The sequence below is a fragment of the Pseudoxanthomonas sp. genome (assembly GCF_027498035.1).
Lineage (GTDB): Bacteria > Pseudomonadota > Gammaproteobacteria > Xanthomonadales > Xanthomonadaceae > Pseudoxanthomonas_A.
In genome coordinates this window covers 3,283,761-3,302,733 of the sequence record NZ_CP114978.1, presented here as the reverse complement: position 1 = coordinate 3,302,733, position 18,973 = coordinate 3,283,761, and the positions used below count along the sequence as shown (strand labels likewise).

The following is an 18,973-nucleotide window of genomic DNA, read 5'->3' as shown; positions in this document are numbered from 1 at the left end:
CACGCAGCAGGTCGAGACCAGGCAAGCGTCCCGCGGGCTCGCTTGCATCCCCAGTTCCTTCAGAGCGTCCGGACCTCAGTCCCACGGCGTCTCGGTCCGGCGGCTGTACCCGGTACCCATCAATCGGAAGAAATTGTGCATTTCCTCTTCGTTACACACACCAGCACGATCGAGAGTGATGAACGGGACGTCCGGATAGACCGTCGACCACTCGAGCAGCCCGGTCCGCGCCATGGGATCGCTTGCGTGCAGTTGCCGGAAGATCCGGCCCAAGACAGCACCGTCATCGCCCCCATGCAGGTCGGTCAGCTCGGTCATGTCCAGCACGAGCCAAGGCCTGAGCCGGGCATGGGCCAGCAGGTAATCGGCGAGCAAACCGCAGTGATGAGACAGACTCCCCTGCTGCCCGAAAAGCGAATCCAGCAAACCGATCCGCGCCTTCAACCGACTGACCGCAACTTCAGCGGCCACACTCACCATGCAATGGTTCGGTTCGCCCGACATCTCTCCGCGGCGGACCGGTGCGATGTCCTCCGGCACGAACAGGCATAGCCAGAGCAGCGGCACATGCAACGGTGCGTACAACAGGATTTCGGCGTCGGAAAACAACTCCCCATCCGGGGCATAAGGCCAGCCGGGCGTCGTGCCGACGATGAGATAACTGTTGTTGGACATGCGCGGCAGCATCCTTGCGATGGCGAATGGCCTCAAGCATAGGCCAGACACCGGGCCTGCGCCTTACCCCAGCGGCTCGTCGCTCAAGTAGGTGTAGCCGGTCAGGCCGGCTTCAAGCGCGGCGGACAGTTCCTGCGCGCGTTCGGGCGACAGGTCCGCTTCGGCCACGCGCTGGGCGTAGGCGGCGCGCAGGTCGGACAGCGCGTAGCCCACGTAATCCAGCATCACGTCGGTGGTGTCGCCGCGGCGCTGCTGGGTGAGCTTGTAGCCATCGCCCTCGCAGGCCACTTCCACTGCGTCGGTATCGCCGAACAGGTTGTGGATGTCGCCCAAGATCTCCTGGTACGCGCCGACCAGGAAGAACCCGATCCGATAGCTTTCGCCCGACTTCAGCGCGTGCAGCGGCAGCGAGGTGTCCAGGCTCTCGTTCTCGACATAGGTCTTGACCATGCCATCCGAGTCGCAGGTCATGTCGCAGATGATGCCGCGACGCTCGGGCGCTTCGTTGAGGCGCTCGATCGGCAGGATCGGGAACACCTGGTCGATCGCCCACACGTCCGGGATCGATTCGAACACGCTGAAGTTGACGAAATACTTGTCCACCAAGCGGTCGTTGAGCTCGTCCAGGATCGGGCGGTGGCTCTTTTCCTCGTGGCTCAGGCGCGCCCGCACGCCGTGGGCGATGGCGTAGAACAAGTCGTCGATGCGCGCCCGCTGCGGCAGGTCGATCTGGCCCAGTGCGTAGGCGCTCAGGCCTTCGGCGTGGAAGTGCTGCGCTTCCTGGAACAGCTCCACCGCCGGACGCACGTCCAGCTCTTCGTGGATCTCGCGCAGGTGGCGGACCGCGGCCGGCTCGTCGTCGTGCGCGTCGGGCACGCGGCCTTCCGGCGCTTCCTCGACTTCAGACACATTGGCGATCAGCACTGCGTGGTGCGCGGTCATCGCGCGGCCGCACTCGGTGACGATGCGCGGCGGCGGCAGGCCGTGTTCCTCGCAGGCCTCGGCCAGCGGCTGGACGATGTTGCCGGCGTAGGAGTTCAGCCCGTAATTGATCGAGTAATAGCTGCGCGAACGCGTGCCTTCGTAATCGATCCCTAAGCCGCCGCCGACATCGACGTGGCTGATCTTGGCACCCAGGCGCGACAGCTCGACGAAGTAACGCACTGCCTCGCGCATGCCGTTGGCGATGTCGCGCACGTTGGAGATCTGCGAGCCCATGTGGAAATGCAGCAGGCTTAAGGATTCAGCGTATTCGGTGTCGCGCAGCGACTTCCACAAGTCCAGCACCTGGCGCGGGGACAGGCCGAACTTGGCCTTGTCGCCGCCGCTGTTCTGCCACTTGCCCGCACCCAGCGAGGCCAGGCGCATGCGCACGCCCAGGCCCGGCTTGACGTCCAGCGCCTTGGATTCCTCCAGCACCAGCTTCAGCTCGGAAGGCTTCTCGATGACGATGAAGGTCTGCAGGCCCAGCTTGCGGCCGATCAGGGCCAGGCGGATGTATTCGCGGTCCTTGTAGCCGTTGCAGACGATCAGCCCGCCCGGGCGCGACAGCGCCAGCACGGCCATCAGCTCGGGCTTGCTGCCCGCTTCCAGGCCGAAGCCCTCGCCATGGTGGCTGGCCAGGGTGCCGGCCACGCCGCGGTGCTGGTTGACCTTGATCGGGTAGACGGCGGTGTAGCCACCGGCATAGTTCCAGTCGGACTGCGCCTGCTGGAAAGCGGCCTGCAGCTTGCCCAGGCGCTGGCCCAGGATGTCCGGGAACCGCACCAGCATCGGCAGTTTGGCGCCATTGGCGCGCGCGGCATCGACCACCTCGGGCAGTGCCACGGTCGGGCCGGCCTCGCCCCGTGGGCGCACGGTGATGCGGCCGGCGCCGTCCACGTCGAAATACCCGTCGGCCCAGTGCGGGATCGAATAGGTCTTGCGTGCCTGGTCGGTGGACCACTCGCTCATCGGGGTGAAGGCCTGTCTGCGGGGAAAATGGCCGCGGATTGTAACGTCTGGGGGGTTGGGCTTCGTTACAATGCGCCGCCCGCGGCCAGGCCCCGCCTGTCGCCGCCTTTCCAGATACCTCCGCGACGCGCCGCCCTTTCAGGCGCGTTGCCCCTGCAAGGACATCCCATGACCGCCAACGATTCCTGGTTCATCGAACATTTCCAGCCCACCGGCTCGGCCATCGGCTTCCGCCTGAAGGGCAAGCTGGACGAGGTGCAGTCGCCGTTCCAGAAGATCGAGATCTACGACAGCACCGACTGGGGCAAGTTGATGGTGATCGACGGCGCGATGATGCTGACCACCAAGGACAACTTCTTCTACCACGAGATGATCAGCCACCCGGTGCTGTTCACCCACGCCGCGCCCAAGCGCGTGGTGATCATCGGCGGCGGCGACTGCGGCACCCTGCGCGAGGTGCTCAAGCACCCGGGCGTGGAAAGCGCCACCCAGTGCGACATCGACGAGCAGGTCACGCGCATGGCCGAGAAGTACTTCCCGGAGCTGTGCGAATCCAACGGCGACGCGCGCGCCGAGCTGCTGTTCGACGACGGCGTGGCCTACATGGCCAACTGCGCCCCGGGCAGCGTGGACGTGGTGATCGTGGACTCGACCGACCCGGTCGGTCCGGCCGAAGGCCTGTTCAACAAGGCGTTCTTCGAGAGCTGCTTCAAGGCGCTCAAGCCCGATGGCCTGCTGGTGCAGCAGTCCGAGTCGCCGCTGGCGCTGCTGGACCTGATCAAGGACATGCGTGCGGAAATGGGCAAGGCCGGCTTCCAGTCGTTCAAGACCCTGCCGTTCCCGCAGCCGTGCTACCCGACCGGCTGGTGGAGCGTGACCATCGCGTCCAAGCACGCGGGCAAGGACTTCGCCTTCCGCCAGGCCGATGCGGCCGCCAAGCCGTTCGACACCCTGTACTACACCGCGCCGCTGCATACCGGCGTGCTGGTGTCACCGCCGTTCGTGGCCAAGGCACTGGGCGAAGCCTGACGCCAGGCCCGCTTCAGGCCGGCTTGAACCAAGCCGCGCGGGTCATGCCGCGCGGCTTTTTTGTGCCCGCAGTTCGGCTTCTGCAGATCGACCCGCCGATGTCATGCCCTTGCCTTGGCCATGCGCGACGCTACAACGTCATGACCCTGCCGTCCTTCGCCGGATGGCAACCGCTTTCGGAGACCTGCATGATCCGTTCGACCTTGTTCCTGGTGGCCTGCATGGGCGCGACGCTTTCTTCCACCGCCTCGGCGCAGGACCTGCGCCCGCTGCCGACCGACAAGCCGCTGGTGATCGGCCACCGCGGCGCCAGCGCGCTGCGCCCCGAGCACACACTCGCTTCGTATGCGAAGGCCATCGAGGACGGCGCCGACTTCATCGAGCCTGACCTGGTGTCCACCAAGGACGGCGCACTGGTGTCGCGCCACGAGAACGAGATCGGCGGCACCACCGATGTCGCTGCGCATCCGGAATTCGCAGCACGCAAGACGACCAAGACCATCGACGGCGAGCGGATCGAAGGCTGGTTCACCGAAGACTTCACCCTGGCCGAGCTGAAGACCCTGCGCGCCCGCGAACGCCTGCCGCAGCTGCGCAGTACCGCCTTCGATGGCCAGTTCCAGATCGTGACGCTGGACGAGATCATCGACTTCGCCGCGGCCGAAGCTGCCGCGCGTGGCCGCGTCATCGGCCTCATTCCCGAGATCAAGCACCCCACCTATTTCCAGCAGCACGGCCTGGCGATGGAAGCCAAGGTGCTGGCGACGCTGCAGGCCCATGCCTATACGCGCAGCGCGCCGGTGGTGATCCAGTCCTTCGAGCTCGCCAACCTCAAGCAGTTGCACACGCTGCTGGGCAAGAACCATCCGAACATCCAGCTGCTGCAGCTCACCGGCGCGCCCGATGAAAAGCCGGGAGACGTGCTCGCCGCCGGTGGCAGCCAGACCTATGCGCAGATCCTCAGCGCAGCAGGCCTGCGCGAGGTGGCCCGCTACGCGCAGATCCTGGGACCGAACCTGCGCAGCGTGATTCCGTTCGATGCGCAGCAGAACCTCGGAACGCCCTCGTCGGTGGTGCGTGATGCGCATGCGGCCGGCCTGAAGGTGGAGCCTTACACCTTCCGCCCGGAAAATTATTTCCTGCCCGGGAACCTGCGTGACGGCGACGCGCCCACCACGCGCCATGACGCCGGCAGCATCGCCGAAATGCGCGCACTGCTGGATGCCGGCATCGACGGCTTCTTCACCGATGATCCCGCGTTGGGTCGCGCCGCGGTGGATGGCTGGCGCAAGCCCTGACCTCGCGGGCCCGGTGCAATGCGTGTGTCGTGCGATCGCGCACCGCACGCATTGCCGGACTTCCGGCGTGAATTCATGTCGGAGCCGCAAAAAATCAACACCACGTCACGCTGCATGACATCGCGCAGCACGATGTAAGAAACCTTTCATCTTCCGTGGTCATGGTGTGGTCGCGCGCAACGCATCTGCGCTGTCGTGTACCCCCTCCCCACCACGGAACACCATGCACATCCGCACCCTGACGGTCGCGGTGTCGCTTGCGCTTTGCGCAGGCCACGCCCATGCCGCTAACGCCCTCGACGACACGCCTGCCGCCGCACCGGCCGAAGCCAGCAACACCGATGCCAAGACGCTCGACAACGTGTCGGTGATCGGCGCCGGCGAAACCCGCCAGGTGCAGCGCATCAGCGAGGTCGACAAGCAGGTGCTGCCGCCTGGCACCAGCGGCCAGAAGATCCTCAACCGCCTGCCGGGCGTATCTGTGCAGTCCAACGACGCCTTCGGCGCGAACGAGGAATCGCAGACCATCAGCCTGCGCGGCTTCGACAAGAGCCGCCTGGGCTACACGCTGGACGGCATTCCGCTGGGTGACAACAGCTACGGCAACTACAACGGCCTGAGCATCGCCCGCGCGCTGATTCCCGAGAACCTGGCCGGCGCGGAGCTGTCCGAGGGCATCGGCTCGCTCGGCGTGGCCTCGACCAGCAACCTGGGTGGCACGATCCAGTATTTTTCGCAGGACCCTTCCACCGAATTCGGCGGCCGCGTCGCGCAGACCGTGGGCAGCGACAGCGAGAACCGCACCTTCGTGCGCGTGGATACCGGCGACCACAACGGCTTCGCCGCGTACGTGTCCGGCGTGCGCCAGGACGCGGACATGTGGACCGCGCCCAGCCAGAACCAGACCACCAAACAGTTCAATGCCAAGGCGGTGTGGAACATCGGCGACAACCGCTTCAGCGCGTTCGTCGCGACCTCGCGCGTGAGCCAGGCCAACTACGCCTCGCTGTCCAAGAGCGGTCTGGCGCGCGGCCTGGGCTGGGACTGGAACATCTACGCGCCGGACTGGGACCGCGCCGTCGCCGCGGCCTATTGCGCACCCGCCACGTACGACGCGGCGCAGTGCGCGTTCACCGGCGACGTCAACAGCATCGACGATGCGTATTACCAGTCCCGCGCCCTGCGTGACGACAACCTGTATTCGCTCGATGGCGACATCGCCCTGGGCGACAGCGCGCGCCTGAAGGTGATGGCCTACCACCACGAGAACCGCGGCCAGGGCCATTGGTGGGCGCCGGGCCAGGCTTCAAACCCGGGCACGGACGAGGAACTGCCGATCTCGATCCGCTCGACCAACTACACCATCAACCGCACCGGCATGACCGCGGCGCTGACCTGGCAATGGGGCATCCACGCGCTGGAGGCAGGCTTCTGGTACGAGTACAACGACCACAACGTCGAGCGCAATTTCTACTATGTGACCGGCCCGTTCGTGGACGACTTCTACGTCAACCATCCGGACCGCCGGCTGTTCGACCAGGACTTCGCCATCCACACGCGCCAGTTCTACGTGCAGGACCGGATGAAGTTCCTCGACGACCGCCTGACTGTGGACGTGGGCTTCAAGAGCCCGCGCACCGAGATGGAAGCAGTCTCCAAGGCCGGTACCGAAACCTCGCTGGCCAGCGGTACGCTGGTCGCCAAGGAAACGATCCTGCCGCAGATCGGCGCCGGCTTCCGCATCAACGCCGCCAACGAAGTCTTTGCTTCCTACGCCGAAAACATCGCCGCGTTCGTCGGTGGTGGCAGCGGCGGCCCGCTGCAGGTATCGCCCGCATCGTTTGCCGCTGCCGCGGGACTGCAACCGGAGAAGTCACGCACGCTGGAAGCGGGCTGGCGCAACTTCGGCGAGAAGTACCAGGCCTCGCTGGCGGTCTACCACGTGCTGTTCGACAACCGCCTGCTCTCGCTCAATCCGTGTTCAAGCATCGAAGTCGGCACCCGGCCCGAGTGCGTGACCCAGTTCGTCAACGTCGGCTCGGTCAAGAGTAACGGCGCCGAACTGACCTTCATCCTCAAGCCCATCGACGGACTGGAGTGGTACAACGCGCTGTCCTGGAACAAGACCACCTACGAGGACAACTACGTCGCCGGTGGCGTCGAGGTACCGGTCGCCGGCAAGATCACGGTCGATACACCGCAGCAGATGGCGTCGAGCGAACTGACCTGGCGTCGCGATGGCTTCAACGTCAGCCTGCGTGGCAAGTACACCGGCAAGCGCTACTACACCTACACCAACGACCAGTCAGTGCCGGGCGTGACCACCTTCGACTTCGGCAGCGGCTACAACTTTGGTGAGGGCATGGGCCTGCGTAACATCAACGTGGCCCTGAACGTGACCAACCTCACCGACAAGCGCTACGCCGCGCAGATCAGTTCCACCGCCGCGGCCGATCCCAACGGCACGCTGTATGCGATCCACGCCAGCGCGCCGCGCCAGATCTTCCTGACGTTCGGCGCCGAGTTCTAGACAGCAACTTCGCGTTGAAACGCAGCGGGGCGCGGAATCTTCCGCGCCCCGCTGTCGTTTGTGGCAGCCGAATCCCCACGCTCACCGGGCCGCTCGGCCTTCCTGGCATCGGCGCTGGCAGATGGGCCGCGCATCGCGCACCTACTGAGTTCGCCCAACACCTATGCGGCGGCGCCCCGCGGCCATGTTTTCGCGCCCCGTGCCTGGCGCTGGATGCTGCGCCCCAGGCCCTTCCGCCCTCGCCAGCATGCCTTGACTCCCGGCCTGCCTGGCACCGGTCCCGCTGGCTGCGAGGCCACGACGGCAGCGTCGTGTGAAATCTAAATTACTGATAAATCAGGGATATCAGCGCGGCTGCCAGAACAGTCTGTACGGTGCCCGGGGCCGCTTATGTCGGAAATTCGTTACATCCTGATGTCGGAAAGACGTTAGAATTGTTTGCCGATACAACAAGTTCAGTAATTGCGAAACCGCCCTTGCAGCGCCTGATCCCCCGGACCGCGCAACCGCCGTACGCAAACATCCCATGAATACCGCCCTGCTCCCCTTTCATCCCGGCGCCCGCCTGCCCGCCACCGCCAAGCTGCTCAAGCGCGGCGAGCGCGTGCTGGAACCGGACGTCTACGTCACCCCGTACGAGGGCCGCCCGGTCGTGGTCAAGGACTACCGCCGCTACGCCGGTACGCCGATGGCGCTGCTGGCGCGCCTGCTGGTCTGGCGCGAAGCCAAGATGCTCAGGCACCTGCAGGGCTGGCGCCATGCGCCAATGTTGTTGGGCACCGCCGGCGGCCTGCTGCTGGGCATGGAATTCATTTCCGGCACCGCGTTGGGTGGCGAAGCGGTCGACACCGGCAAAGCCGTGTTCCGCCAGTTGCGCGCCCTGATCGCCCAGCTGCACGCCGCAGGCATCACCCACAACGACCTGCACAGCTCCAACCTGATGGTCAGCGGCGGCACCCTGGTGCTGCTGGACTACGCCTCGGCCATGCGCCTGCCGCGCTGGATGATGCGCCTGCCGTTGCTGCGTGAATTGCGCCGCTCGGACCTGGCCAACGCACTGAAGATCCAGCAGCGTCTGACCGGCCGCAAGGTCACCGGCGCACGTGCGCAGATCGTGGCGCAGCGCCCGTGGGTGACCGCCATCCGCAACAGCTGGAAGCGCTTCTACGCCTGGAGCAAGACCTGATCCAGCTGTACCGGCGTTGCGTCATCGGCCATCCATCCGTTCCAATGTGACCCTTCGTCCGTACCGGCGCTCGGATTTTTCCGAGCTGCGGGTGCGGAATTTGCCGATGGCAGCGCCCCGGACGTGCGTGCGAGCCTTGCGGTCACCAACGGGAGACGCCCCATGATCGACCTGAACCCCATCGACGACCTGGCCCGCCGCCTGAGCGACCTGGTGCCGCCGGGCCTGCGCGAATCGCGCGAAGACCTGCAGCGCACCTTCAAGAGCGCCCTGCAATCCGGCCTGTCACGACTGGACCTGGTGACCCGCGAGGAGTTCGAAGTGCAGCGCGCGGTCCTGCTGCGTACCCGCGAGAAGCTCGACGCGCTGGAACGTGAGCTGGCCGCCCTGGAATCGCGCATCAGCCCGCGCAGCTAGCCCCTCGCCATCGGCGGACAAGGAGTGTCCCCATGAGTCTTGCCCTGGTGCACAGCCGTGCGCGGACCGGCGTGCAAGCCCCCGGTGTCCAGGTGGAGGTGCACCTGTCCGGCGGCCTGCCATCCACCCAGATCGTCGGCCTGCCCGAAGCCGCCGTGCGCGAAAGCCGCGACCGCGTGCGCGCCGCGATCCTGTGTGCGCAGTTCGAATTCCCGGCGCGCCGTATCACCGTGAACCTCGCGCCAGCGGATCTTCCGAAAGATGGCGGCCGGTTTGATCTGCCGATCGCGCTGGGCATCCTGGCCGCAAGCGGCCAGATCGACCGCCAGGCGCTGGCCGAATGGGAATTCCTGGGCGAACTCGGCCTGACCGGCGAACTGCGGCCGGTCGACGGCGTGCTGCCGGCGGTACTCGCGGCCGCAGCCAACCATCGCCGACTGGTCGTACCGCTGGCCAATGGCGGCGAAGCGGCGCTGGTGCACGATGGCGGTGCCTGTACCGCGCGCACCTTGCTGGAGGTCTGCGCGATGCTGGCCGGTACCCGCGCGACCACGCCCGCCGAAGCGACCCGCACGGCCGAGGCACCGATGCCCGACCTGCGCGACGTGCGCGGCCAGCTGCATGCACGTCGTGCGCTGGAGGTCGCCGCGGCCGGCGGTCATCATCTGCTGTTCGTGGGAAGCCCTGGCTGCGGCAAGACGCTGCTGGCCTCGCGCCTGCCCGGCATCCTGCCCCTGTCGAGCGAAAGCGAAGCACTGGAAAGCGCGGCGATTGCCTCGGTCAGTGGCCGCGGACTCGACCCGGCACGCTGGCGGCAGCGCCCCTTCAGGGCTCCGCACCACACGGCCAGTGCCGTCGCCCTGGTCGGCGGTGGCGCACAGCCGCGTCCCGGCGAGATTTCATTGGCGCACAACGGCGTGCTTTTTCTCGATGAGTTGACCGAATGGGATCGGCGGGCGCTGGAAGTGCTGCGCGAACCATTGGAGTCCGGCGCCGTCACCGTCTCGCGCGCGGCACGCAGCTCCGAGTTCCCCGCGCGCTTCCAGCTTGTAGCCGCCATGAACCCGTGTCCGTGCGGATGGGCCGGCGACAGCAGCGGTCGTTGCCGCTGCAGCAACGAGGTCATCACGCGCTATCGCAACCGCATCTCCGGTCCGCTGCTGGACCGGATCGACCTGCAGGTCGACGTGCCGCGGGTGCCGCCGCAGGACCTGCGGCCGGATGCGCCGCCGGGTGAAGCTAGCGCCGCGGTGCGCGACCGGGTCGCGACCGCACGGCAACGGCAGTTGGCCCGCGACGGCGTACTCAACGCCCGGCTGGGCCAGGCCGCCACCTTCGCCTGCTGCCGCCTGTCCGATGCCGACCAGGCCCTGCTGGAACGCGCCATCGACCGGCTGCAGCTGTCCGCTCGCGCCATGCAGCGGACGCTGCGCGTGGCGCGCACCATTGCCGACCTTGCAGGTGCGGACGACATCGCAACCCCGCATCTGACCGAAGCGCTGGGCTACCGGCGCATGGAGCCGCGCAGCGCCGCACACGCAGCCTGAGCGGACAGGCACGGCGTAGCATCAACACTCCTGCAGAACGCACGGGGTTCGCATGCCACCGCCCTCCTTCAATCCTGCAGCCACCCGCGCGCATGCGCAGTGCTTGTGCGGCGCGGTGCAGCTGGATGCCAGCCTGCCCAGCCTGTGGTTGTCGCACTGCCACTGCAGCCGCTGCCGGCGCGCGCATGGCGCGGCGTTCGTGACCTGGGTGGGACTGGACGAAGCCGGCTGCGCATTGCACGACCCGGGGCAGTTGCTGCGCTGGCACCGCGCCGACACACAGGCCGAACGCGGCTTCTGCACGCATTGCGGCAGCACGCTGTTCTTCAGGTCACCACGCTGGCCGGGCGAACTGCACGTGGTGGTCGCCAACTTCACCACGCCGCTGGATCGCGCGCCGCAGGCGCACACGCACTGGGACACCCATGTGGACTGGTGCGCGGTGGACCCGAACGATGGGCTGCCGCGACGGCGGTCCGAAGACGCCTGAGGCGGTGGCGCCAACCGCTTCAGGCCGGCGTGAGCACCGTACCGGCCTCGAAGAAATGCTGCAGGTTGGCCAGCACCAGATCTTCCATCGCCTTGCGGGTTTCATGCGTGCCACTGCCCATGTGCGGGGCCAGCACCACGTTGTCCAACGACAACAGGGCTTGCGGCACGTTGGGCTCGTCGGCGAACACGTCCAGGCCGGCGCCGGCGATGCGGCGCTCGACCAAGGCGCTGACCAGCGCCGTCTCATCGATCACACTGCCGCGCGCGATGTTGACCAGATAGCCCTGCGGGCCCAGCGCTTCCAGCACCTCGGCCGAGATCAGCCCGCGCGTGCCCGCGCCACCGGACACGGCCACCACCAGCACATCGCACCAACGTGCGAGCGCCTGCAGGTCCGGCTCGTGCATGAAGGCGCAATCGGCCACCGGCCTGCGGCTGTGGTAGCGGATCTCCATGTCGAAGCCGCCGGCCCGCCGGGCAATCACCTGGCCGATCTGGCCCAGCCCGACCAGGCCCAGCCGCTTGCCGCTGACCCGCGTGGTCAACGGAAACCGCGCCTGCGTCCACCGCCCTGCGCGCACGTAGCGATCGGCCGCGGACACCTGGCGCATCACATCCAGCACCAGGCTCATCGCCAGGTCCGCCACGCAGTCATCCAACGTGCCGAAGCTGCCGGCAACGGCGATGCCGCGCGCCCTGGCGCTGTCCAGGTCGATCTTGTCCATGCCGACGCCACGACTGGAAATCACCTTCAGGTCCGGCAGCGCATCGAGCACCGCCCCGGGCACGCCCAGTTGCGCGCTGGTGGCGATGCCGCCGATGCCAGCGCCAGCTGCGACCAGGAACGCGGCAGGATCGTCCTGCGTCCACCATGCCTGCACCTCGAAGCATTCGGACAACGACCGGTCCAGTACCGGAGACAGCGGGCACAGCTGCAGGATGCGGTGGCGGGACATGCATTGATTCCTTGCGACGACGTGGCGGGCCGCGCCGTCATGCGATCGGCGCGGCATCGAACAATGCCAGATCGATGTGCAGGGCGTGTTCCCCATCCCACGCCTGCGTGCCAGTGAAGACACTCCCATGCTTCACCGGTGGCCGGCGGGCATCGGCATGCCGATACCGGCATCGCGGAACATCGCGCAGGGCGGGCGGCCCGGTGCAAACAAAAAAAGCGCCGGCCGCATCCTTGCGGCCAACGCCCCGCGCCGTTGCGCGTGCCGTGGTCACGACACGCACGATCTTGTGCCCTACGCCTCCTGGCCGACCGAGACCACCAGCTGCAGGTCATCGCGCTCGCCGCGGATGCGCAGCTGCGCACTCGGCTGGCTGGCCAGGGCGCCCAGCTGGGCGCCGCAGTCGGACAGGTCGTTCCACTTCAGCTGCCAGACGAACGGCGCGGCATCGGCGCTGTCCAGGACCAGGCGCGACACCGACTCGGTGACTTCCAGGCTGACGTTGTCCACGCCGGGAATGGCGTGACGCCGGCCGACCGCATCGACGCGCGGGCTGGAAGCAAGATGGTCGAGCATGCAGGCAAGCATCGCGATGCCGTGGCGGTCGCCGCGGAACATCAATGCATCCTGGCCGTTGAAGCTGTTGGCGTGTCGTGCTCTGAGCATGTTGCACCTTCCTTTCGTTGAAAGACGCTGTGGGTAGAACGGTTGCGACGTATTCGTCCGCGCCCCGCCTTGCGACGGCGCGCGCGGGCGTCAGGCCGCCTTGGTCGCGACCGGCGCTTCCGAAGCAGTGAACTGCTCTTCTTCGGTCGAGCCGGTCAATGCGGTGGTCGAGGACTTGCCCTGCTGGATCGCCTGGGTCACCTGGTCGAAGTAGCCCGTGCCGACCTCGCGCTGGTGCTTGACCGCGGTGAAGCCCTTCGGCGCAGCGGCAAACTCGGCTTCCTGCAGCTCCACGAAGGCCTTCATCTGCTCGCGGGCATAGCCGTGGGCCAGGTTGAACATGGAGTAGTTCAGCGCATGGAAGCCGGCCAGGGTGATGAACTGGAACTTGTAGCCGTAGCCGGCGATTTCCTTCTGGAACTTGGCAATCGTCGCGTCGTCCAGGTTCTTCTTCCAGTTGAAGCTGGGCGAGCAGTTGTAGGCCAGCAGCTTGCCGGGGAACTTGGCATGGATGGCTTCGGCGAACTTGCGCGCGAACTCCAGGTCCGGCTTGCCGGTCTCGCACCACACCAGGTCGGCGTACGGCGCATAGGCCAGGCCGCGGCTGATGGCCTGGTCCAGGCCGTTCCTGGTCTTGTAGAAACCTTCGACGGTGCGCTCGCCGGTGGTGAACGGCGCATCGTTGGCGTCGACATCGCTGGTCAGCAGGTCCGCGGCCTCGGCATCGGTACGCGCGACCAGCAAGGTCGGCACGCCCATCACGTCGGCGGCCAAGCGCGCGGCATTCAACTTCTCCACCGCCTCTCGGGTGGGAACCAGGACCTTGCCACCCATGTGGCCACACTTCTTGACCGACGCCAGCTGGTCTTCGAAATGCACACCGGACGCGCCGGCCTCGATCATCGCCTTCATCAGCTCGAACGCATTCAGCACGCCGCCGAAACCGGCTTCGGCATCGGCCACGATCGGCTGCAGGAAATCGATGCTGTCATCGCCTTCGGCATGGTGCAGTTGGTCGGCGCGCAACAGCGTGTTGTTGATGCGCTTGACCACTGCCGGCACCGAGTCGGCCGGGTACAGCGACTGGTCTGGATACATCTGCCCGGCCAGGTTGGCGTCGGCCGCCACCTGCCAGCCGGACAGGTAGATCGCCTTCAGCCCGGCCTTGACCTGCTGCATGGCCTGGTTGCCGGTCAGCGCGCCCAGCGCATTGACGAAATCCTCGGTGTGCAGGGACTTCCACAACTTCTCCGCGCCCAGTTTGGCGATCGAATATTCGATCGGCACGGTGCCGCGCAGGCGCACCACGTCGGCCGCGGTGTAGTTGCGGGTGATGCCCTCCCAGCGCGGGTTGGTGTCCCAGTCCTTCTGGATTTCTTCGGCGGTGCCCAGCTTGCTCATGACATCAGTCCTCGTGTGGATCGGCGGGTTCTTGAAGGGTGCAGCGGCCCATGGCCGCCTGTGGAAAGCGGTCTTGTCTCTGAATCTGTTGCTGTCGCTCTTTAGCCGTCATGCCCCGACGCACGCCGGGCCGTGACGGATTGCTGTTGGATCAATCGATCAGCGCATACGCCGGCAGCGTGAGGAACTCGGCCAACGTGTCGCTGCGCGAGAGTTCATCCAGCAGCGCGATGGCCTGGGTGACTTTGGAAGCGCCCGGCATCGCGGCGGTATCGCCCAGCGTGGTCGGCAGCCGCTTCAGCGTGGCCTGCAGCAAAGCGTTGTCGATCGCGGTGCCGTCGTCCAGGTGCATGCCGCTGGTGTGCAGCCATTGCCAGATCTGGGTACGTGAGATCTCCGCCGTGGCCGCGTCTTCCATCAGCCAGTGGATCGGCACGCAGCCGTTGCCATCCAGCCAGGCGGCCAGGTAGCGCACGCAGACTTCGACATTGCCTTCGAAGCCGGCGCGGCTGATCGTGCCCTGCGAAGGGCGGATCAAGTCATCGCGGCTCACATGGACATCAGCGCGGGTCACGCCGTGCTGGTTGGCCTGCGGCATGTGCTCGTTGAAGATCTGCATCGCCACCGGGATCAGCGCTGGATGCGCAACCCAGGTACCGTCATGGCCGGCTGTTACTTCACGCAATTTGTCGGCGCGCACCCGGGCCATCGCCTGTTCGTTGGCCGCCGCATCGTGGTTGATCGGGATCTGCGCAGCCATGCCGCCCATCGCGTGGGCACCACGCTTGTGACAGGTCTGGATCAGCAGTTCCGAGTACGCCTTCAGGAACGGCTGGGTCATGGTGACCTGGCCACGCTCGGGCAGCACGCGGTCGGCGTGGGCACGGAAGGTCTTGATGTAGGAAAAGATGTAGTCCCAGCGGCCACAGTTCAGACCGACGATGCGGCTGCGCAGTGCATGCAGGATTTCGTGCATCTCGAACACCGCCGGCAGCGTCTCGATCAGCACCGTCACCTTCATCTGGCCCTGCGGCAAGCCCAGCACCGCTTCGATATGCGACAGCGCGGTATCCCACAGCGCGGCCTCTTCCATCGACTGCAGCTTGGGCAGGTAGAAGTACGGGCCACGGTCCTGGGCCTGCAGCGCGCGCGCATTGTGGAAGGCGAACACGGCGACATCGAACAGGCCACCGGCAATCGGGGCGCCATCGACCAGCACGTGCTTCTCGTCCAGGTGCCAGCCGCGCGGCCGCACGATCAGCGTGGCCTGTTCGTCGCGCGGCTTCAGCGCGTAGTGCTTGCCAGGCTTGCCACCCACCGAAGGTGCGGAGAACTGCAGGTCGCCGACGACCGCACCGATCAGCGCACGCTGGCCGGTCAACAGGTTTGTCCAGGTCGGCGAGGTCGAATCCTCGAAGTCGGCCATGAACACCTTGGCGCCGGAGTTCAGCGCATTGATGACCATCTTCGGATCGGTCGGGCCGGTGATCTCCACGCGGCGGTCGGCCAGCGCAGCCGGGATCGGCGCCACGGTCCAGTCGTCGGCACGGATCGCCGCGGTATCGGTGCGGAAGTCTGGCAACGCACCGGCATCGAATTCAGCCTGGCGCGCCTGGCGCTGGGTCAACCGGGCCTGGCGGGCCGGCTCGATGGCTCGGTGCAGGGTCACCAGCAGGGCCAGCAGGGCCGGCGGCAGCAATGCGTCCTGTCCAGCGTCCTGGCGGGTCAGCGCAAGCCCGGGCGTGGCCCCGGCAATGGCCGGATCACGGGGAGGCAGGGCATAAGCAGGTGCGGACATGGATGAATCCTGTCGTGTGGACTGGGTCGCCACCGTGCTCTCCGAGGTTAGTATTTGACAACTTAGTTTTATCAATGAAATTCATAAGACCAACTCATACACATTGGCAACCAAGCCATGAGCAATCCGCTAACTCCCCGTTTTTCCTACAAATCCGATCGTCTGAAGCCGCTGCGCGCCTTCTGCCAGGTGGTGCGCCTGGGCTCGGTCTCGCGCGCCGCGGAGGCCTTGTTTGTCAGCCAGCCGGCCATTTCGCTGCAGCTGCAGGCGCTGGAACGCGAGTACGGCTCGCACCTGTTCGAGCGCAGCGGGCGGCGGCTGTCACCCACCCGGGAGGGCCAGTTGCTGTTCGAAATGGCCCAGCCCCTGGTCGAGGGCGTGGACGGGCTGGCGGCGAACTTCCGCGAGAAGGTCAGCGGCCTGGACGCAGGCGAACTCAACATCGCCGCCAACAGCTCGACCATCCTGTACCTGCTGCCGCGGATCGTGGACGCCTTCCGCCAGCAGTACCCGGAGGTGCGCCTGACCCTGCACAACGCGATCAGCGCCGACGGCACCGACCTGCTGCGCGAGGATGCGGTGGACCTGGCGGTGGGTTCGATGGTCGACGTCCCGTCCGACCTGAGCTACGAGCCGGTGTATCGCTTCGAACCGATGCTGATCACCCCGCACGACCATCCGCTGGCCAGGAAATCCAAGGTCACCCTGGAAGACATTTCGCCCTACGGCCTGATCCTGCCGCCGCGCCGGCAGATCACCTACCGGCTGGTCGACCTGACCTTCCAGCAGGCGCGCGTGCCCTACAACGTGGTGCTGGAAGTCGGCGGCTGGGAGGTCATCAAGCAGTACGTGGCGATGGGCATGGGCCTGTCGATCGTCAGCTCGATCTGCCTGGACGACGGCGACCGCGGCCGCATCGCCGCGCGCTCGCTGAGCGCGTATTTCCCCTCGCGCAGTTACGGGGTGGTGGTGCGCAAGGGCAAGTACCTGTCACCGCAGGCGCGGGCCTTCATCGCGTTGATCAGGCCGGACCTGTTCCATCAACGCGACTACGACGAATCGGGGCATTCGGAACGCTGAGCCGACGTTCGCGCCAGCCCTGGACCAGCAGGCCCGCCACCAGCAGGACGGCCAGCACCAGCGAGGCGCCGCCAGTGCCCAGTTCCAGCCCGCCGTGCGACACCGGCTTGGTCAGCAGGTCGCCGAAGGTCGCGCCAAACGGCCGGGTCATCACGAACGCCAGCCAGAACAGCAACACCCGGCTGAGCGACGTGAACCGGTACGCCAGCGCCGCGACGGCGATCACCGCCGCGATCAGCGACGCACTGGCTGCGAAACCCAGGCCCGATGAATCCGCCAGGAAATCCCCCAGCGCGGTGCCCAGCGTGTTGCTGGCCAGGACCGCCATCCAGTAGAAACCTTCGGCGCGGCGGCTGGCGATGCGCTGCACCGACAGATGGCCTTCGCTGCGGTACCACGCGGCCAGCACCAGCCCCAGCAGGCCGACCAGCAGCAACGCCCCGCGCAGATAGCCCAGCCCGAGCGTGCGATCCATGAAGTCCGACATCGCCGTGCCCGCAGTACTGGTGGACAAGATCACCGACCAGTACAGCCAGCGCTGGAAGCGCCAGGCCCGCAGTTGCGCCACCAGGGTCAGCGCGAAGATGCCCAGCAACAGCAGCGAGCCGGCGCCATAGCCCAGGCCGAGCGTCATGGTCAGCCAGTCACCGCCGGTCTCGCCCAGCGTGGTCGCCAGGATCTTGATGATCCAGAAGCCGAGCGTGACCGCGGCAACCTTGCCCGCGGCTCCGGGCGGCGGAAGGTGTTTCGACATGACCCGACCTGCGCGTTGGAATGCCTGCGCACCCTGTCAGGGGCGATGTCGGATTTTGGTCCCAGCGGCGTCAGCGGCGGCCAGGGCGTCCGGCCGGACGCCGGCCCGGTCCCTTGCCCGCATTTTCGGCCACCCGCTTGGCCAGCTTGGCGGCCGCGGCGGCGACCTCTTCCTGCAGTTTCATGTAGTTGGCCAGGCGGCCCGGGTCGATCTCATCGCGCTCGATGGCCGCTTCCACCGCGCAGCCGGGCTCGCCCTGGTGGGCACAGTCACGGAACCGGCACTGGGCGGCCAGCGCCTCGATATCGGCGAAACCGCCTTCGGCCAGGTCTTCCTCGCCGGTGGGCTTGAGTTCGCGCATGCCGGGCGTATCGATCAGGCAGGCGCCGGACGGCAGCGGGATCAGCGCGCGATGGGTGGTGGTGTGGCGGCCGCGCGAATCGTTCTCGCGGACCGCATTGGTCTTCATCTTTTCGATGCCGAGCAAAGTGTTGGTCAGCGTGGACTTGCCAGCGCCGGACGAGCCCACCAGCACCGCGGTCCGGCCCGGGCCCAGCCAGCCATGCAGCTGGGCGACGCTGGCCGGGTCCTTGGCGTTGAGCGTGCGCAGCGGGATGTCCTGCGCGGCCAGGTCGGCGAGCACGTCCAGCGCGTCCTGGGCGTATTCGGTGCGGTCGGCCTTGGTCAGGATGACGACCGGCTGGGCGCCGCCGCCACCGACCAGCATCAGGTAGCGCTCGATCCGGCGCGGATTGAAGTCCGCATCCAGCCCGCAGACGATGAACACGGTATCGACGTTGGCCGCGATCACCTGCTGGTGGTAGTGCTCGCCGGCCGCAGCGCGCTTGATCGCCGTGTGCCGTGGCAACAGCGCCACGATGCGCTTGCCTGCTTCCACCAGCACCCAGTCACCCACCGCCGGACGCTCGTGTGCGGGGAAGCGTGGGCGCTGCCATTCCGGCAGCGATTCGGGCTTCAGGGTCTGGGCGGCCTCTGGACCGTGCGCCACGACGTAGCCGGAGCGGTGCTGCTCGACCACCCGCATGGGCCGGGCGCCGGGATGGGCGGCAAACAGCGCCTGCCAGGCAGCATCACCTTCGGGCGCGCCAGGCCAGGGCCAGCCAATCACCCGAAGGTCGGCGTAGTCGGAAACAGCATCGTTCATGGCCGCAATTCTACGGGCTGGCGCCG

17 protein-coding genes are annotated in these 18,973 nt (G+C 66.8%); 8 read left to right on the top strand and 9 right to left on the bottom strand.

Features of this window, described 5'->3' with window-relative positions; translation table 11 throughout:
• Positions 1 to 75: 75 nt before the first annotated feature.
• Positions 76 to 675 (bottom strand): hypothetical protein, encoded by a 600-nt coding sequence (locus tag O8I58_RS14375; RefSeq protein WP_298317422.1) that lies wholly within the window; start codon positions 673 to 675, stop codon positions 76 to 78.
• 63 nt (positions 676 to 738) lie between these two features.
• Positions 739 to 2,628: an arginine decarboxylase gene (gene speA / locus O8I58_RS14370; RefSeq protein ID WP_298317419.1), complete on the bottom strand. Its 1,890-nt coding sequence runs from the start codon at positions 2,626 to 2,628 to the stop codon at positions 739 to 741.
• A gap of 168 nt (positions 2,629 to 2,796) precedes the next feature.
• Between speA and speE the strand changes: the two genes are divergently transcribed.
• The 7 genes from speE (at position 2,797) to O8I58_RS14335 (ending at position 11,125) form a co-directional block, all read left to right on the top strand.
• The gene (gene speE / locus O8I58_RS14365; RefSeq protein ID WP_298317416.1) at positions 2,797 to 3,657 is read left to right on the top strand and encodes a polyamine aminopropyltransferase; all 861 of its coding nucleotides are present in this window, start codon (positions 2,797 to 2,799) and stop codon (positions 3,655 to 3,657) included.
• 188 nt (positions 3,658 to 3,845) lie between these two features.
• The gene (locus tag O8I58_RS14360; protein WP_298317413.1) at positions 3,846 to 4,955 is read left to right on the top strand and encodes a glycerophosphodiester phosphodiesterase; all 1,110 of its coding nucleotides are present in this window, start codon (positions 3,846 to 3,848) and stop codon (positions 4,953 to 4,955) included.
• 223 nt (positions 4,956 to 5,178) lie between these two features.
• Positions 5,179 to 7,485, top strand: a complete 2,307-nt coding sequence (locus O8I58_RS14355) for a TonB-dependent receptor (protein ID WP_298317410.1) — start codon at positions 5,179 to 5,181, stop codon at positions 7,483 to 7,485.
• A gap of 526 nt (positions 7,486 to 8,011) precedes the next feature.
• Complete coding sequence (locus O8I58_RS14350; RefSeq protein ID WP_298317407.1) at positions 8,012 to 8,671, top strand: BUD32 family EKC/KEOPS complex subunit; 660 nt, start codon at positions 8,012 to 8,014, stop codon at positions 8,669 to 8,671.
• A 162-nt stretch (positions 8,672 to 8,833) separates the two neighbouring features.
• The gene (locus O8I58_RS14345; RefSeq protein ID WP_298317404.1) at positions 8,834 to 9,088 is read left to right on the top strand and encodes a ubiquinone biosynthesis accessory factor UbiK; all 255 of its coding nucleotides are present in this window, start codon (positions 8,834 to 8,836) and stop codon (positions 9,086 to 9,088) included.
• Positions 9,089 to 9,120: 32 nt separating this feature from the next.
• Complete coding sequence (locus O8I58_RS14340; RefSeq protein WP_298317401.1) at positions 9,121 to 10,635, top strand: YifB family Mg chelatase-like AAA ATPase; 1,515 nt, start codon at positions 9,121 to 9,123, stop codon at positions 10,633 to 10,635.
• A 52-nt stretch (positions 10,636 to 10,687) separates the two neighbouring features.
• The gene (locus O8I58_RS14335) at positions 10,688 to 11,125 is read left to right on the top strand and encodes a GFA family protein (RefSeq protein WP_298317400.1); all 438 of its coding nucleotides are present in this window, start codon (positions 10,688 to 10,690) and stop codon (positions 11,123 to 11,125) included.
• A gap of 19 nt (positions 11,126 to 11,144) precedes the next feature.
• Here the strand turns inward: O8I58_RS14335 and O8I58_RS14330 are convergent, their stop codons facing one another.
• From O8I58_RS14330 to aceB, 5 genes are all read right to left on the bottom strand, one after another.
• Positions 11,145 to 12,083 carry a 2-hydroxyacid dehydrogenase gene (locus tag O8I58_RS14330; protein WP_298317397.1) on the bottom strand — a complete coding sequence of 313 codons (939 nt, stop codon included), beginning with the start codon at positions 12,081 to 12,083 and terminating at the stop codon, positions 11,145 to 11,147.
• Positions 12,084 to 12,120: 37 nt separating this feature from the next.
• On the bottom strand, positions 12,121 to 12,357 hold the full coding sequence (locus O8I58_RS14325; RefSeq protein ID WP_298317395.1) for a hypothetical protein: 237 nt from the start codon (positions 12,355 to 12,357) through the stop codon (positions 12,121 to 12,123).
• 20 nt (positions 12,358 to 12,377) lie between these two features.
• Positions 12,378 to 12,749: a hypothetical protein gene (locus tag O8I58_RS14320; protein ID WP_298317393.1), complete on the bottom strand. Its 372-nt coding sequence runs from the start codon at positions 12,747 to 12,749 to the stop codon at positions 12,378 to 12,380.
• Positions 12,750 to 12,839: 90 nt separating this feature from the next.
• A complete protein-coding gene (gene aceA / locus O8I58_RS14315) occupies positions 12,840 to 14,150 on the bottom strand; it encodes an isocitrate lyase (RefSeq protein ID WP_298317391.1) in 1,311 nt (436 codons plus the stop codon).
• A gap of 151 nt (positions 14,151 to 14,301) precedes the next feature.
• Positions 14,302 to 15,948 (bottom strand): malate synthase A, encoded by a 1,647-nt coding sequence (aceB, locus tag O8I58_RS14310; protein WP_298317389.1) that lies wholly within the window; start codon positions 15,946 to 15,948, stop codon positions 14,302 to 14,304.
• Between the two features lie 117 nt (positions 15,949 to 16,065).
• Between aceB and O8I58_RS14305 the strand changes: the two genes are divergently transcribed.
• Positions 16,066 to 17,028, top strand: coding sequence for a LysR family transcriptional regulator (locus tag O8I58_RS14305; protein WP_298317388.1), 963 nt, complete (start codon positions 16,066 to 16,068; stop codon positions 17,026 to 17,028).
• Here O8I58_RS14305 and O8I58_RS14300 read toward each other — a convergent pair.
• Both O8I58_RS14300 and rsgA read right to left on the bottom strand, forming a co-directional pair.
• On the bottom strand, positions 16,970 to 17,782 hold the full coding sequence (locus O8I58_RS14300) for a COG4705 family protein (protein WP_298317385.1): 813 nt from the start codon (positions 17,780 to 17,782) through the stop codon (positions 16,970 to 16,972). The two genes, O8I58_RS14305 and O8I58_RS14300, sit on opposite strands and share 59 nt — an antisense overlap.
• A 70-nt stretch (positions 17,783 to 17,852) precedes the next feature.
• Complete coding sequence (gene rsgA / locus O8I58_RS14295) at positions 17,853 to 18,947, bottom strand: ribosome small subunit-dependent GTPase A (protein ID WP_298317383.1); 1,095 nt, start codon at positions 18,945 to 18,947, stop codon at positions 17,853 to 17,855.
• Positions 18,948 to 18,973: the final 26 nt, after the last annotated feature.